The sequence below is a fragment of the Streptomyces sp. NPDC058279 genome (assembly GCF_042881255.1).
Taxonomy (GTDB): domain Bacteria; phylum Actinomycetota; class Actinomycetes; order Streptomycetales; family Streptomycetaceae; genus Streptomyces.
Genome location: NZ_JBHVYA010000019.1, coordinates 1 through 14,915 on the forward strand (window position 1 = coordinate 1; position 14,915 = coordinate 14,915).

At 74.8% G+C, this 14,915-nt stretch carries 11 protein-coding genes and 1 pseudogene; 10 read left to right on the forward strand and 2 right to left on the reverse strand.

What is annotated here, in order from left to right; genetic code table 11:
• From murJ to ACFVXJ_RS26685, 5 genes and pseudogenes are all read left to right on the forward strand, one after another.
• Nucleotides 1–1,973 (forward strand): murein biosynthesis integral membrane protein MurJ (gene murJ / locus ACFVXJ_RS26665; protein WP_389665416.1); only part of this gene is annotated, 1,973 nt, incomplete at its 5' end.
• Nucleotides 1,963–2,751, forward strand: coding sequence for a polysaccharide deacetylase family protein (locus tag ACFVXJ_RS26670; protein WP_389665418.1), 789 nt, complete (start codon nucleotides 1,963–1,965; stop codon nucleotides 2,749–2,751). The genes murJ and ACFVXJ_RS26670, both read left to right, overlap by 11 nt.
• Nucleotides 2,748–3,872, forward strand: a pseudogene (locus ACFVXJ_RS26675) (glycosyltransferase); the annotation flags it as partial. The gene ACFVXJ_RS26670 and the pseudogene ACFVXJ_RS26675, both read left to right, overlap by 4 nt.
• A gap of 421 nt (nucleotides 3,873–4,293) precedes the next feature.
• Nucleotides 4,294–5,001 carry a lipopolysaccharide biosynthesis protein gene (locus ACFVXJ_RS26680; RefSeq protein ID WP_389665420.1) on the forward strand — a complete coding sequence of 236 codons (708 nt, stop codon included), beginning with the start codon at nucleotides 4,294–4,296 and terminating at the stop codon, nucleotides 4,999–5,001.
• Nucleotides 4,998–6,140 (forward strand): GNAT family N-acetyltransferase, encoded by a 1,143-nt coding sequence (locus ACFVXJ_RS26685; RefSeq protein WP_389665422.1) that lies wholly within the window; start codon nucleotides 4,998–5,000, stop codon nucleotides 6,138–6,140. The genes ACFVXJ_RS26680 and ACFVXJ_RS26685 overlap by 4 nt, the downstream gene beginning before the upstream one ends.
• Nucleotides 6,141–6,199: 59 nt before the next feature.
• Here ACFVXJ_RS26685 and ACFVXJ_RS26690 read toward each other — a convergent pair whose 3' ends face one another.
• Complete coding sequence (locus tag ACFVXJ_RS26690; protein WP_389665423.1) at nucleotides 6,200–7,819, reverse strand: glycoside hydrolase family 26 protein; 1,620 nt, start codon at nucleotides 7,817–7,819, stop codon at nucleotides 6,200–6,202.
• Nucleotides 7,820–8,112: 293 nt separating this feature from the next.
• On the opposite strand from ACFVXJ_RS26690, the gene ACFVXJ_RS26695 reads away from it, so the two are divergent.
• The 4 genes from ACFVXJ_RS26695 to ACFVXJ_RS26710 all read left to right on the forward strand — a co-directional run bounded on the left by ACFVXJ_RS26695 (nucleotide 8,113) and on the right by ACFVXJ_RS26710 (nucleotide 13,510).
• Nucleotides 8,113–9,405: an ATP-grasp domain-containing protein gene (locus ACFVXJ_RS26695; RefSeq protein ID WP_389665425.1), complete on the forward strand. Its 1,293-nt coding sequence runs from the start codon at nucleotides 8,113–8,115 to the stop codon at nucleotides 9,403–9,405.
• 130 nt (nucleotides 9,406–9,535) lie between these two features.
• Nucleotides 9,536–10,813, forward strand: a complete 1,278-nt coding sequence (locus ACFVXJ_RS26700) for an NAD(P)-binding domain-containing protein (RefSeq protein WP_389665427.1) — start codon at nucleotides 9,536–9,538, stop codon at nucleotides 10,811–10,813.
• A gap of 332 nt (nucleotides 10,814–11,145) precedes the next feature.
• Nucleotides 11,146–13,245: a SpoIIE family protein phosphatase gene (locus ACFVXJ_RS26705; protein WP_389665428.1), complete on the forward strand. Its 2,100-nt coding sequence runs from the start codon at nucleotides 11,146–11,148 to the stop codon at nucleotides 13,243–13,245.
• 97 nt (nucleotides 13,246–13,342) lie between these two features.
• A complete protein-coding gene (locus ACFVXJ_RS26710; RefSeq protein WP_361313133.1) occupies nucleotides 13,343–13,510 on the forward strand; it encodes a hypothetical protein in 168 nt (55 codons plus the stop codon).
• A gap of 137 nt (nucleotides 13,511–13,647) precedes the next feature.
• Here the strand turns inward: ACFVXJ_RS26710 and ACFVXJ_RS26715 are convergent, their stop codons facing one another.
• Complete coding sequence (locus ACFVXJ_RS26715) at nucleotides 13,648–14,076, reverse strand: DUF6299 family protein (RefSeq protein ID WP_389665430.1); 429 nt, start codon at nucleotides 14,074–14,076, stop codon at nucleotides 13,648–13,650.
• A 185-nt stretch (nucleotides 14,077–14,261) separates the two neighbouring features.
• Between ACFVXJ_RS26715 and ACFVXJ_RS26720 the strand changes: the two genes are divergently transcribed.
• Nucleotides 14,262–14,876, forward strand: a complete 615-nt coding sequence (locus tag ACFVXJ_RS26720) for a hypothetical protein (protein WP_389665432.1) — start codon at nucleotides 14,262–14,264, stop codon at nucleotides 14,874–14,876.
• Nucleotides 14,877–14,915: the final 39 nt, after the last annotated feature.

A 14,915-nucleotide genomic window follows, 5' to 3' on the forward strand; every position in this document is an offset into this window, starting at 1 on the left:
CGGCGACCGACCTCGCCGCGGCCGCGGGCCGTCCGCCGAAGCCGACCCCCCCGGCGGCCCCGTCCCCCGCCGGGCCGCCCGGGGAGCGCGTCCGGCCGCCCCGCGCCGGCAGGCCCGAACCGGCGCCTGCCGAGCGGACGGCGCCCGACGAGACGGCTCCCGGGCCGGCGGCGGGGGCCGGCCCGGACGGGGCGGCACCGGACGGGGCGGCACCCGACGCGGAGAGGCCCGACGCGGCGGCGGCAGGCGCGGACCGGAACCGTCCGACGGGACCGGCGGGGACGGGGGACGACGACCGGGAAGCGCGGCGCGGCCGGAACGGACCGGCCCCGCTGGGTCGGTTCCTGGCCAAGGCCGCCGCCGTCACCGCCGGGCTCACCGCGGCGGGCGCGGTGTTCGGCCTCGTACGCGACCAGACCATCGCGCACCTCTTCGGCGCCGGCCACGACAGCGACGCCTTCCTCATCGCCTGGACCGTCCCCGAGATGGCCTCCACGCTGCTCATCGAGGACGCCATGGCGCTGCTGATGGTGCCCGCGTTCAGCCACGCACTGGCCCGGCGCGCCGCCAGCCGGGCCGGGCTCACCCGCAAGGAGGCCCGCAGCCAGGACCCCGTACGGCTGCTCGTCGGAGCCACCCTGCCCCGCCTCGCCGTGTTCCTGGCCGCCGTGGCCTCCGTACTCGTCCTCGCCGCGCCGCTCGTCGTGGGCGTGCTCGCACCCGGTCTGCCGGACCCCGAACTCGCCGTTCAGTGCACCCGGATGACCGCCCTCACGGTGCTGACCTTCGGTGTCGCCGGGTACTTCAGCGCCGCGCTCCGCGCGCACCGCTCGTTCCTGCCACCCGCCGCGATCTACGTCTCGTACAACGTCGGCATCATCGGCACGATGGTGCTGCTGCACGCCGTCTGGGGGGTGCGCGCGGCGGCGGCCGGAGTCGCCGTCGGCGGTGCGCTGATGGTCCTGGTGCAACTCCCCGCCTTCATCCGCAACGTGGGCTTCGGCCCGCACCGCGGCAAAGCGGCCGGCCGCGGCGGAGCGCCGGCCCGCGCCAAGCCGGCCACCCGCGACCAACGCGACCGGGACCGGCCGACGCTGATCGCCTTCGGGCTGATCGCCCCGGTCATCTTCTTCGCCGTGTTCCGCCAGTCCCAGGTACTCGTCGAACGCTTCCTCGCCGCCTCCCTGCCGTCCGGCGCCATCTCGCACCTCAACTACGCGCAGAAGGTCGCGCAGATGCCGATGGTGCTCTCCCTGATGATCTGTACCGTCACCTTCCCCGTCGTCGCCCAGGCCATGGCCGGCGGCGAGCGCGAGAAGGCCCGCCGGCGGGTGGAACAGGACCTGGCGCTCGCCTCGCTCGCCGTCCTCCTGGGCACCGCCCTCGTCATCGGATACGCGCCCCAGATCATCCAGGTCCTCTTCGAGCGCGGGGCGTTCACCCACCACGACACCCAGGCCACCGCCTCCGTGATGCGCGTCTACGGCCTCGGGTTGCTGGGCCACTGCCTCGTCGGGGCGCTGAGCAGGCCCTTCTTCTCGACCGACCGGCCCACCTGGTTCCCCGCGCTCGCGATGGGCGCCGGGCTCCTCGTCAACATCGTGGCCGGTGCCTTCGCCGTCGGCTGGTGGGGCACCTACGGCATCGCCGCCGCCAACGCCGCCGGCATCACCGCCACCGCCGCACTCCTCCTCACCGGACTCGGCTCCCGGATCGTCCCCATCCAGGTCCGCCGGGTCGCCGTCAGCATCGGCCGGCTCGCCGTCGCCGCCTTCGCGGCCTGCGGCACCGGGTGGATCGCCGGACCGATGATCCCCGACCCGCTGCTCAGCGCCGCGCTCGGCTGCCTGCTCGTCCCCGCCATGTTCGGGGCCACCGGGATGGCCATGCGGGCCCTGGAGATCACCGCCCTGCCCGAACAGATCAGCCAGCTCACCTCCCAGCTCACCCAGAGGTTCCGTCATGCCCGCTGACACCGACACCGACACCGACACCGCGCCCCTCGCCTCGGTGGTACCCACCCGCCGGACCGCATCGCCGTGGGTCCTCATGTACCACTCCGTCGCCGAGTTCACCGACCCCGCCGAGGACCCGTACGGGATCACCGTCACGCCGCGCGCCCTGGAGGCCCAACTGCGCTGGCTGCGCTCCCGCGGCCTGCGCGGGGTGTCCGTCGGCGAGCTGCTCCGGGCCCGCGACGCCGGGCGCGACGCCGGGCTCGTCGGGCTCACCTTCGACGACGGGTACACCGACTTCCTCACCCGGGCGCTGCCCCTGTTGCGCCGCCACGACTGCACCTCCACCCTGTTCGTGCTCCCCGGGCGGCTCGGTGTCGACAACGTGTGGGACCCGGTCGGACCGCGCAAGCCGCTGCTCACCGCCGAGGGCATCCGCGAGGTCGCCGCGTCCGGACAGGAGATCGGCTCCCACGGGCTGCTGCACCAGGACCTCACCGTCACGTCCGACGACGTGCTCCAGCAGGAACTGCGCGGCAGCCGGGAGCTGATCCGGGAGCTGACCGGGACCCTGCCCGAGGGGTTCTGCTACCCGTACGGGCACCTCGACGCCCGGGTCGTGGCGGCGACGGAGGCCGCCGGGTACGGGTACGCGTGCGCCATCGACCCCGGCCGGCTCGCGGGCCGGCACGCCATGCCGCGCACCCACGTCAGCCAGGCCGACGGCGGGGCCCGACTGCGCGTCAAGCAACTGCGTCACCAGGGCCGGCAACTGGTCCGCGGGGTGCGCTGGTGAAGGCGCTGCACATCATCACGGGACTGGGCGTGGGCGGCGCCGAGCAGCAACTGCGGCTGCTGCTGCGGCACCTGCCGATGCGGTGCGACGTGTTGACGCTGACCAACCCGGGTTCGGTGGCCGAGGGGCTGCGGGCCGACGGGGTGCGGGTCGTGCACCTCGCCATGAAGGGCAACCGGGACCTGGCCGCGCTGCCGAAGCTGGTCCGGTTCATCCGGCGCGGCCGGTACGACCTCGTGCACACGCACCTGTACCGGGCCTGCCTGTACGGGCGGCTCGCGGCCCGGCTCGCGGGCGTCCGGGCGGTCGTGGCCACCGAACACTCCCTGGGCGCGGCCGAGATCGAGGGCCGGCCGCTGTCGGGCGGCGTGCGGGCGCTGTACCTGGCCGGTGAACGGCTCGGCGCGGCGACGGTGGCCGTCTCGGAGACGGTGGCGGCCCGGCTGGAGAGCTGGGGGGTGCCGGCCGCGCGGGTGCACGTCGTACCGAACGGGATCGAGGCCGCCCGGTTCCGCTTCGACGAGGGCGTACGGCGCTCCACGCGGGCCCGGACCGGGCTGCCGGAGCGGGCGTTCGTGGTGGGCGGGGTCGGGCGGCTGGTGCCGGGGAAGCGGTTCGACGTACTGGTGCGGGCCGTGGCGGCGCTGCCCGGGGCGCACCTGGTGCTGGCCGGGGACGGTCCGGAGCGGCCCGCGCTGCGGCGGCTGGCCGGGGAACTCGGGGCACAGGGCCGGATCCACCTGCTGGGCGAGCGCGATCCGCTGGGGGACGGCTCGGCAGGGGGCACCCCGGGGGTCGCGGCGCTGCTGGCGGCGATGGACGTGTTCGTGTCCCCGTCGCGGGAGGAGGCGTTCGGGCTGGCCGTGGTCGAGGCGCTGGCGGCGGGGCTGCCGGTGCTGCACGTCACCTGCCCGGCGATCGACGACCTCCCGGCCGCGCAGGCGCCGGGGGCGCGGCGGATCGGGACGGGCACGGAGGAACTGGTCGCGGCGCTGCGGGGGCACATGGAGGCGGGGGCACGCCGACTGCCGGTACCTCCGGTGGTGCGGCGGTACGACATCGCGCGCAGCGCCGAACAACTCATGGCCGTCTACGCGACGGCCCTGTCCCCCCGCGGCCCCGCCCCGGCCCGCGGGCCGGGGACGCCCACGGCGCCGGAGTCGCCGGCCGGGCCGGCGGTGCCGCGTGCGGCGACGGACCCCGTGGGCGCGCCGGAGCCGCCCGGCCCCCAGGCGGCCGGGGGCCCGGACCCGGGAGCACCCCCCACGCGGCCCCCGCTTCCCGCGCCCGGCCAGGGCGACCGCGGCGGCTCCGGCCGGGCCGGCGGGGCTGTGGTCGTGGTGGCCCCGGACGGGACCGGTGGTCCTGCCCTCGGACCTCTAAGCAGCCGCACCACCCCGGGCCAGGGCGGCGGAGCCGCATCCCGTCCCGCGCCCGGCCCGGGCGACCGGGCCGGCGGCCACGTCGGGTGAACAGCCCTCCCGCAAGGGTCCCCGTCCGGGGGCCGAAGGAAGTCCCTCCACTCAGGAAGCGAGCACGCACATGGCCGACACCGCCGACCAGAAGAAGTCCGACCACCGCCGCCGGGTCCGGGTCCCGCGCCCGCCCGCGTGGTGGCCGTTGCCCGCCTGCGCGCTGCTGGGGCTGGCCGTGGGCGGGGCGTACGGGGTGCTGAAGGCACCCGAGTACGCCGCCACCGGCTACGTCGTCGCCGTGCCCAACGAGACCACCGAGCCCGCCACCGCACTCGGCTTCGCGCAGGCGTACGCCCGCATCGCCACCAGCAGCTCCACCCTGGCCTACGCCCAGCCCCGCGCCGGCATCGGCGCCCGGCAACTGCGCACGCAGGTGCGCGCGGAGACCTCGCCCGACTCGCCGATGATCGCCATCACCGGCACCTCCAAGAGCCCCGCCGAGGCCGCCGACATCGCCAACGCCGTCGCCGACGCCCTCTCCCTGAGCAGCAATCAGGCCGCCAAGAACACCGGCGTCCAACTGATCCTGTTCAACCAGGCCGTCGCCCCGGCCGACCCCGCCTCGCCGTCCGCGCCCGTCAGCGGCGCCGTCGGGATGTGCGCCGGCGGGCTGCTCGGCGGGCTGTGGCTGCTGGCCAAGCCCGCTCGGCGGCGCCGTGCGACGCCCGCCGCCGAGGCTGCCGAGACCACCACCGAGACCGTCGTGGAGGAGTACGCCTCGCTGCCCGCGCAGGGCGAGCCCGCCCCGGTCAAGGAGAAGGAGTCCGTGCGATGACCTCGGGCTCCACCGGGGCCCTGGTGGTGACGCTGTGCCGCGATCCCCGGCAGTTCGCCGCGCTGGAGGAGCAGTGGAACCGGCTCCTGCGCGTCTGCCCCACCGCCACCCCCTTCCAGAGCCACGCGTGGCTGCACTCCTGGTGGCTCTCGTACGGCCGCGAGGGGCGACTGCGGCTGCTCCTCGTACGACGCGGGGAGGAACTGGTCGGGGCGGCCGCGCTGACCCTCGTCCACCGGCCGCTGCCGTTGCTGGTGCCGCTCGGCGGCGGGATCACCGACTACTTCGACGTGCTCGTGCACCCGGAGCACGCCGATCAGGTCGTCCCGGCGCTCGCCCACGGCCTGCACCGGGCCGCGCGCGGCGCCGTGGTGGACCTGCGCGAGGTCAGGCCCGGCGCTTCGGCCGAGGCCGTCTTCGAGGCGTGGACCGGGGCCCGCGCCGAGCTGACCGACTCCACCTGCATGGAGTTGCCGACGCTGCCCTTCGACGAGCTCGTCAAGCGCATGCCCGCGTCCGGTGCCCAGCGGGTCCGGGCCAAGCTCCGCAAGACCGACGCCGCCGGGATCGAGGAGCACGAGGTCACCGAACAGGAGGTGCCGGGGGCCGTACGGACGCTGCTGCGGCTGCACGAGAAGCAGTGGCGCGGGCGCGGGGTCACCCCCGAACACCTCAAGCCGCGCTTCGCCGAGCACCTCACGCGGGCGACCCGGCGGATGGTCCGGGCGGGCGAGGGTCGGCTGACCGAGTTCCGGCTGGACGGGAAGGTGGTCGCCGCCAACGTCACGCTGCTGTCCGCGGCGCTCAGCGGCGGCTACCTGTACGGGGCCGACCCCGACCTGCGCGACCGGAAGGTGGACATCGCCACCCTGCTGTTGCGCTACGAGACGGGCCGCGCCCTGGCCGAGGGCCGTCCGGTGGTCAGCTTCCTGCGCGGGAACGAGCCGTACAAGAACCACTGGCGGCCCGAGACGGTCGTCAACCGGCGGCTCCTGCTGTCCACCAACGCGCTCGCGCCCCTGCTGCGGCTGCACGAGTCGCAGGTGACGGGGCGCGAGCGGGCGGTGGACGCGTTGCGCGAGGCGCTGCCGGCCGCCAGGGACTGGCGGGCGCGACTGAACGAACTGCGGGTGCGATGACACGAGGTACGCCCCCGTGCCCGTACCCGCGGCGCCCCGGCCGGAGCCGGGGCGGGCGGCTAGAACGGCCAGAGCGAGTTCCTGCTCCAGTCGATCTTGATGCAGACGGCCTGGTGGCCGACCAGTTTGGAGAGCCACTCGCCGAAGTTGATCGGCACGCACCACTGGGTGGTGTTGGTGGCGGGCGGATTCGGTTGGGGCGCCACGGGCACGACCGGCAGCACCGGCAGCACGGGGGCCGCCGGGCTCGGCACGACGCCGGAGGGCGAGGGCGTGGGCGTGGGCGTGGGCGAGGGGACGGGGACGGGGTCGGACGGGACGACCGGCGGGACCGAGGGGTTCGCCGGGGTGGCATCCGGTGTGCTCGGCAGCGGGACCGGGATCTCGGACGCCGACGGCTCGGGTGCCGGGACGACCGGAGTGACGTCCGGAGCGGGGACGACGGGACTGGGCGTGGGTGTGGGCGTCGGGGTGGGCGTGGGGGTCGGCGAGGGCACCTGTGGGCTCGGCGGCTTCGGCGTGGTCGCGTCGGGCGCCGGGACGGCGGGGCTCGGCACCACCGGCGGCGTCGGGACGGCGGGCGGCGTGGGGACGACCGGCGGGGTGGGCACGACGGGCGGCGTGGGGACGACCGGGGGCGTCGGGACCACGGGCGTCGGGACGACCGGCGTGGGGGTGACCGGGTCCGGCTTGCGCGGGGTCAGCGCGGTGCGGAACGCCTTGGCCGACCGTGGGTTCGCCTTGCATTGCCAGACGCCGTGCGGACAGTAGTCCGTGATGGTGTGGTAGAGCGGCTTGTGCTGCTCGATCCACGCGAGCATGCGCCGTACGTACTCGGGGTTGTCCCCGCGCCGGAACAGTCCCCACTCCGGGTACGAGATGGGCTTGCCGTGTGCTTTCGCGAAGTCGACGTGTTGCTGGAGCCCGTACGGCTGGGTGACCTGGTCGTCGAACGTCCGGCCGGGGGACTGGTCGTACGAATCCATCCCGATGATGTCGACCACGTCGTCACCGGGGTAGCAGTGGGTCCAGCCGATCGCGTCCGCACCCCGGTTCGGGGCGAAATCGAACTTGAACTTCTGTCCGGGGACGGCGCGCATCGCGTTGACGACGCGCTTCCAGTACACCTTCCAGTTCTCCGGGTCGGGACCGCAGCGGTGGGTGTAGGTGGAGCCGTTCATCTCCCATCCGAGCACCACGACGGTGTCCGGAACGCCCAGCTCCACCAGCCGCTCGGCGAGCTTGCGGAAGTGCCCGTCGTAGTCGCCCCGCGCGCCCGCCCTGATCAGCCGGGCCACCTGCCAGTCGGACACCCGGTCCTCGTTGTGCGCCTGCATGGGCACGTTGAGGACGAACATCCGGTCGTCCCGGGCCTGGCGCCACTCGGCCCAGTCCTCCAGGAAGTCGACGGACCCTTCGATCCCGGTCCACCGGTCGCCGGGCAGATAGGTGTGCCCGACGCGGATCTCCTTGCCGCCCAGCCAGCGCGACAGGTACGGGATCCGGGCGACCCCCGGCGGCCCGTAGTCGAGGTAGGCGCCCATGGCGATGTCGGAGCCGGAACCGGAACCGGCCGGCGGCCCCGGTTCCGGCGCCGCCAGCGCGGCGCCGGACGCGAGGAGCCCGGCCGTGACCGTACCGATGCAGGTGCTCGCCAATCGGCGGTGTGGTCTGCGCATGGCGTCTCCCGAGCTTCCTGAACCGGTGTGGTCTCCAACGACGTTAGACATCACATCCGACGAATGGCCTGTCCGATGACCCATCAGTAGTCCATTCGCAGGTGCGTACCCTTCCCGCTTGGTCCGACTAGGTGAAAGACACCGCTGCCATGCACGCGTTCGCCAACCATGTGCCCGCTGTTCTGCTCAGACTCGATCGCAATCCGTTCCACCACGGAACCCTCGGCGCCGTCAGATCCCTTGGCCGCAGGGGCGTGGAGGTCCATGCCGTCGTCGAGGCCGGGGGAGGTCCCATGGGGCGTTCGCGGTACCTGCGTGCCGCGCACCCTGGGCCCGAGGGCGGGCTGGACCCGGAGGCGCCGGAGGCGTTGCTGGAGTGTCTCGTCGGGGTGTCCGAGCGGATCGGGCGGCCGGCGGTACTGGTCGCGATGGACGACCTGAGCGCCATCGTGGTCGCCCGGCTCGCACCGATGCTGAAGGACCGTTACCGGATCCCCCATCAGCCCGACGGCCTGCCCGCCCGGGTGGCCGACAAGGCGGAGCTGTCCCGGCTGTGCGCACGCTGGGACATCCCGCACCCGGAGACGGTGATCCCGGCGAGCGGGGCCGAGGCGGCGGAGGCCGCCTGGCGGCTGGGCCTGCCGGTGGTGGCGAAGTGGAGCCGGCCCTGGCTGCTGCCGACGGGCGCCGGACTGCGGAGCACCACCCTGGTGCACGGCGCCGCCGAGGCGCGGGGGCTGTACGAGCGCTCGACGGAGGCGGGGAGCCGGCTGCTGCTCCAGCGGTTCCTGCCCGCCGGTACGGACACTGACTGGTTCTTCCACGGGGCCTTCACCCGGGGCGGCCGCCCGCTGCTGGTCGGTTCGGGCCGCAAGGAACTGTCCTGGCCGGTCCGGACGGGACTGACGGCGGTCGGGCGGTGGCTGCCGGATCCGGCGGTGGAGGAGGCGGGGCTGCGGCTCGCCGAACGGCTGGGCTACCAGGGCATCCTCGACCTCGACTTCCGGCGCGACGAGCGGGGCTGCTTCCGGCTGGTGGACTTCAACCCGCGCCCGGGGGCGCAGTTCCGGCTGTTCACGGACGCGAGCGGACTGGACGTGGTCCAGGCGATGTACATGGACCTGACGGGGCAACGGGTACCGGAGCCGTCCGGCGGCCCCGGCCGGGTCTTCCTCGCCGAGAACTACGCGCTGCTGGCGGCGGTACGGGGGCGCCGCCTGCCGTTCGCCCCGGGCGGGGCCCGGGACGCGGCGGCCGGCTGCCCGGCCGCCCCCGGGGTGCCACCGCGGGGCCGGGGTCCGGGGCGGGGCCGGGTGGAGGCGGCCTGGTTCGCCGCGGACGACCTGCGACCGTTCCTGGCGATGCTGGCCGCGTTCCTCGGGCGGGGCGCGGACAAGGGGGCGGGGCTGCTGCGCGCGGTCCCGGCGCGGGGTCGGCGCACCGCCCGCGCCGTGGTCCGGGCCCCCCGCCAGCGCGGCCGGCAGCAGCAGCCGCCGGCCGTGCCGGGCGGCCCGGCCGGCCCGGCCACCCACCCCGCCCCGCCGCCGGAGGCCCCGGCGGAACCGGATGAGCTGGTGACCCGGTGACCCGGTGAGCCGTCCGGTCCCCGCCCCGCCCGGCGTGCCGCGGCGGGGCGTTCCGGGGCCGGGGCGAGGGGCCCGCCCGCACGAGGCGCGGCCGGGTATCCATGGGACTGGAAGGACAGCGATGACGCGGATGGACGATCTCGTGGTGGTCGGCGCGGGACCGTACGGGCTGTCGATCGCCGCACACGCGGCGGCCGCCGGGCTCGGGGTACGGGTCCTGGGGCGGCCCATGGCGTCGTGGCGGGACCACATGCCGCAGGGCATGTACTTGAAGTCCGAGCCCTGGTCGTCCAACCTCTCGGCGCCCGGGGGGCGGCACACCCTGGCCGACTACTGCGCCACCCGCGGGCGGCCCGCCGAGCACGGCAGTCCGCTGCCGATCGGCACGTTCAGCGAGTACGGGCTGTGGTTCGCCCGGCACGCCGGCGGCCCCGAGGTGGAGGAGGTCACCGTCACCGAGGTGGCCCCGCGCGGTGACGGGTTCGTGGTGAGGACGGCGGAGGGGCCGCCGCGGCTGACCCGGACGGTCGCGCTCGCCGTCGGCGTGATGCCGTTCGTGAACTTCCCTCCGGCGCTGCGCGACCTCCCGCCGGGCCACTACTCGCACAGCAGCGGCCACCGCGACCTGAGCCGGTTCGCCGGTCGTGAGGTGGCTGTCCTCGGCGCCGGGCAGGCGGCCCTGGAGACGGCCGCGCTGCTGGCCGAGGCGGGGGCCCGGCCGTGTCTGGTGGCCCGGCGGTCGCGGCTGAACTGGAACACCGCCCCGCAGCCCCTGGAGCGGCCCCTGACCCGGGCGCTGCGCGACCCGCACAGCGGGCTGGGCACCGGCTGGCGCAGCTGGGTGTGGTCGGAGTTGCCGTGGGCGGTACGGAGGCTGCCGGCCGCGACCCGGGAACGGATCGCCGCCACGGCGCTGGGGCCGGCCGGAGCCTGGTGGCTGAGGGACCGCTTCGAGCAACGGGTCCCCGTACTGCTCGGGCACCACCTGCACCGGGCGGTCGCGGTCGGCGAGCGGACGAGGCTGGGGCTGACCACGGCGGCCGGGGAGTCCGTCGTCATGGACGTCGCGCACGTGATCGCCGCGACCGGCTTCACCCCGGAGCTGCGCCGGCTGGAGCTGCTCGACGCGGGGTTGCGGGCCGCGCTGGCGACCGTGGGCGAGGGCGGCACGCCGGAGCTGGGCCCCCGCTTCGAGTCGTCGTGGCCGGGCCTGTTCTTCGCCGGGCTGCTGACCGCTCCCTCGTTCGGCCCTTCCATGCGATTCGTGCACGGTGCCGGCTTCACGGCGGGGAGACTGGTCAAGGGAGTCCTGGGGCGCCTCGCCGGCCGGCGACCGTTGCCGGGCTCCTCCGGCGGTACCCGGGTCGACCGGGCGGCCGCGGGGTATCCCAAGACGTATCTGCGGTGAGCGACGTCGGGCAGCGACGTCGGGCGCTGAGAAGGGGTCGTGATGGGCGCGGAGCGAGCACAGGGCGGCGGCCGTGGCTGGGTACGCATTCCGGCGAGCCGCGGGGAACAGCCACCGGCCGGGAGGTCCGCGGTCAAGGGGCCGGCGGCCGGCTCGGTCTCGGGACCGGGCCCCGGGCCCGGAGCCGGCGCGGGCGAGCCGTACACGATCTACCTGTCCCTCCTCTCGCGTTGGCGAGAGGCCGGGCGGACCCTTCCGGGGCATCCTGACGAGGAGTGGGAGCGGCTCATCTCCCAGCCGTGCTGGCCAGGCCGTTAGGTGGTGTGTGTCTCTTGGCAGCGGCGGAGCGATCCGACGGACCCGGGCCGGACGGTCCGGAAGCACGGGAGCCCCTGACCGGCCCCGGGGAACGGCTCGCCCTGAACGGCATGGGCAGCTTCGACTGGAACCTGGGCACCGGGGTGCTGGTGCTGGACGACCCCGGCCTGACCGTCTTCGACCTGGAGCGGGAGGAGTTCGACGACACCCCCGAAGGCCTCGGGCTGCGGATCCCGGCCGATGACAGCGCCCGCCTGGCGGACACCGTGCAGGGCGTCCTGGACGGCGGGGACGAGACGTACGGCGCGTACTTCACCGTCCGCCGGCGCGACGGGCGCGACCAGTGGACCCACACCCAGGGGCGGGTCCTGCGCGATCCGGGCGGCAGGCCCCTGCGGATCATCGGGATCGTCCGGGACGCGACGGCCGAACTCGCCCACCTGACCGTGCTGCGGAAGCTGGAGACGGCCCGCGCCCACCAGGCGACCATCGTGCAGCGCACCACGGAGGCCCTGTCGCGGGCGGTGACCGTCGACGACGTGACGGCCAGCCTGACCGGCGCGGGCGCGCTGGAGCGGCTCGGTGCGGACGGGCTGGCGCTGGGGCTGGTCGAGAACGACGCCATCAAGATCATCGCGCTGAGCGGGGAGAGCCTGGAGATCCTCAGCGAACGGCAGTTCACCCGGCTGGACGGTTCGCTGCCGCTCTCGCACGCGGTGGTCACCCGCCAGGCACGGTTCGCGACCTCGCTGGCCGAGGTGGCGGCCGAGTTCCCGCTCCTCGCGGACTACCTGGACCGGATCCCGTACGGCGCCGCCGCCTACCTGCCGCTGATCGCGCAGGCCAAGGCGATCGGCGGGCTGATGCTGTTCTACCGCCGGCGCAGCGAGTTCAGCCCCGAGGAACGCAACCTGTGCCTGGGCCTGGCCGGCATCGTGGCCCAGTCGCTGCAACGGGCCCTGCTCTTCGACCAGGAGCGCGAGTTCGCCACCGGCCTCCAGGCCGCCATGCTGCCGCGCCGGATCCCCGAGATCAGCGGCGGGGAGATCGCCGTGCGCTACCACTCGGCCTGGAGCGGGCGCGAGGTCGGCGGGGACTGGTACGACGTGATCGCGCTGCCCCGGGACCGGGTCGGCATCGTCGTGGGCGACGTACAGGGCCACGACACGCACGCGGCGGCGATCATGGGCCAGTTGCGGATCGCGCTGCGGGCCTACGCGGGCGAGGGGCACCCGCCCTCCACCGTCTTGGCCAGGGCCTCCCGCTTCCTCGCCGAACTCGACACCGAACGCTTCGCGACCTGCATGTACGCGCAGGTGGACCTGGAGACGGGAGGCGTACGGGCGGTCCGCGCGGGCCACCTCGGGCCGCTGATCCGGCACACGGACGGCCGTACCGGCTGGCCGAACGTACGGGGCGGCCTGCCACTCGGATTGGCTTCGGTGTTCGAGCAGGAGGACTTCCCCGAGACCCGCCTCGACCTGGTGCCCGGGGAGACGCTCGTGCTGTGCACCGACGGACTCGTGGAGGAGCCCGGGACCGCGATCACCCAGGGCATGGAGGCGCTCGCCCACGCGGTGCGCAGCGGCCCCGAGGACGCCGGCGCCCTCGCCGACCACCTCTCGGACCGGCTGTGGGAACGCTGGGGCTCCGGGGACGACGTGGCCCTGCTGGTGCTGCGCCGGGCCCCCGACCCGGGCACGCACCGCGCACCCCGGATCCACCAGTACATCCACCAGGCCGACCCGGAGGGCCTCTCGGAGGCCCGCTACGCCCTGCGGCAGGCGCTGCGCGACTGGGGCATGCCCGAGCTCGCCGACGACGTGGAGCTGGCCGCGGGGGAGCTGCTGGTCAACGCCCTGCTGCACACCGACGGCGGTGCGGTGCTGACGATGGAGGTGCTGCCCGAGCCGATCCGCCGGATCCGGCTGTGGGTCAAGGACCGCTCCAGCGTGTGGCCGCGCCGACGTACGCCGGGGGAGTCGGCCACCACCGGGCGCGGGCTGCTCCTGGTGGACGCCCTGGCCTCGCACTGGGGGGTGGAGTCGCGGGGCGAGGGGAAGGCCGTCTGGTGCGAGTTCGAGGCGACGGGCGTCCCGCGCGGCGCGGGGTGATCGTGCGCGCTGTGATCGAACGGTCACGGGTTGTGGTGAGTGGGGTTCGGGGTGATGATGCGGCCATGGAACCGACGTGTGACGTGGGGATCGTGACGTGCGCCGCCTGAACGGGCGCGTCGCCACCGCCTTTTTGGCCCTGCTCCTGCTGGTGGCCGGGATTCCGGCGGTCGTGGACTGGACGACCGGCCTCCCGCACGCCGACCCCGGCTGCCAGACGGTGGCGTTCATGTCGATGACGGGTGTCGCACCCCACTGCCGCTGACGGCCGTCGCGCAAGGCGCGGCGGCGCCACCTCCCGGGCGGCGCGCGGCGCGTCGCGGAAGGGCCGGCGGCGGCCCCGTCCGGTAGCGGCGGCCACCGGACCGGCCGGCGCTATGCCTCCCGCGGATGCGCTCCCGGTCACCGGTGGTCGACGACCTCGGCGCCGTGGACGTCCTCGGCGAGCGTGTCGACCGACTTCGGCATGATGCCGCCGGCCCGGTTGACCCGCTGGAGCCGTGCCTCGACATCCGCGTCACCGGCGTGCAGGTCCGGGGTCCAGGCGAGCTTGGCGTGGCTCTGCCACTCGTGCACCGCGCCGTCGCAGACGGGCTCCTCGTCCGCGTTGGCGCCGAGGCGGACGGAGTCCTGGACGACCACGGCCATCAGCTGAACCGCCCCGGCGGGCGACGGGTCGGCGCAGACGTACGTCCCGGAAAGGGTGATCGTGCCCTCCGGAGTGATGTGGGCGTACGGCTGTACGGAAATAGAATTGTGGTAAGAGGTGGCGGCGGCGGGGGCGGTGAATACCGCCGCGGCGGCCAATGCGGAGAGCGCGGTCAGGGCCATTCGGGGACCGGTGGGGGCCATCATTCCTCCAGGTGGATGTGGGTGACGGAATTCCGCCGGAACGCATTGTGCTGGCAGTTGGGCGCCGACGCGTCGCGCGGGCTCGTGTCGGTGTGTGCAATTTCCGGGCCGGGCGCGTGAAACTGGCCGGAATACATCCCCGAAGATCCCCGAAGGGATCCCGTATGCGCAGCCACTCCGCTTCCGCCCTCGTCGTCGCCGCCCTCCTGCCCTGCCTGCTGTTCGGTGCCACCGCCTGCCAGACCGCGCCCGCGGGGGACTCCCCGGCCCCGGCGGGCGCGCCCGCCGCCCCGGTGGACGACGGGGCGCCCGGCGCCGGCGAGGACCCGGCCGGGCCCGGCGCGCAGGCCGCGCCCGGCGCCGCGAAGGACGCTCATGTGGGTGAGTCCGTACGGGTGCGGGGGCGCCAGGTGGGGCGCCACCTCCAGGTGGTGCTGAACGCGTTCGTGGACCCGGCCGTCAGCGTCGACAAGAACTTCGCGCCGGCCGCCGGGACGCGCTGGGCCGCCGCCTCGATGTCGTTCGTCAACGTGGGCGGTGCTTCGTACGGGGCGCTCGGGCGCATGTGGGCGTACGACAGCACCGGCGGGCGGCACGCGGTGGTGCCCACGGGTGAGCTGACCACGGGCAAACCGCTCGTCTTCGATTCCCTGGAGGTCGGGGAGCGGGCCGAAGGCTGGGTGGTGTTCGAAATCCCGGAAAAGGTGCGCGTGGTGCGGCTCCAGTACCAGGACGCGAACATCCAGGCGAATTCCGGCGGGGGATTCTGGGCGGTGTAGCGGCGCCGTAGCCCGCCCGGGTGAAAGGCCGTGAAAGGC

What these genes read in the sequence shown, in the direction of transcription:
- ACFVXJ_RS26670 (WP_389665418.1), top strand. Translation starts at nt 1,963, where the DNA reads ATGCCCGCTGACACCGACACCGACACCGACACCGCGCCCCTCGCCTCG.
- ACFVXJ_RS26680 (WP_389665420.1), top strand. Translation starts at nt 4,294, where the DNA reads ATGGCCGACACCGCCGACCAGAAGAAGTCCGACCACCGCCGCCGGGTC.
- ACFVXJ_RS26685 (WP_389665422.1), top strand. Translation starts at nt 4,998, where the DNA reads ATGACCTCGGGCTCCACCGGGGCCCTGGTGGTGACGCTGTGCCGCGAT.
- ACFVXJ_RS26690 (WP_389665423.1), bottom strand. Translation starts at nt 7,819, where the DNA reads ATGCGCAGACCACACCGCCGATTGGCGAGCACCTGCATCGGTACGGTC.
- ACFVXJ_RS26695 (WP_389665425.1), top strand. Translation starts at nt 8,113, where the DNA reads ATGGGGCGTTCGCGGTACCTGCGTGCCGCGCACCCTGGGCCCGAGGGC.
- ACFVXJ_RS26700 (WP_389665427.1), top strand. Translation starts at nt 9,536, where the DNA reads ATGGACGATCTCGTGGTGGTCGGCGCGGGACCGTACGGGCTGTCGATC.
- ACFVXJ_RS26715 (WP_389665430.1), bottom strand. Translation starts at nt 14,076, where the DNA reads ATGGCCCTGACCGCGCTCTCCGCATTGGCCGCCGCGGCGGTATTCACC.
- ACFVXJ_RS26720 (WP_389665432.1), top strand. Translation starts at nt 14,262, where the DNA reads ATGCGCAGCCACTCCGCTTCCGCCCTCGTCGTCGCCGCCCTCCTGCCC.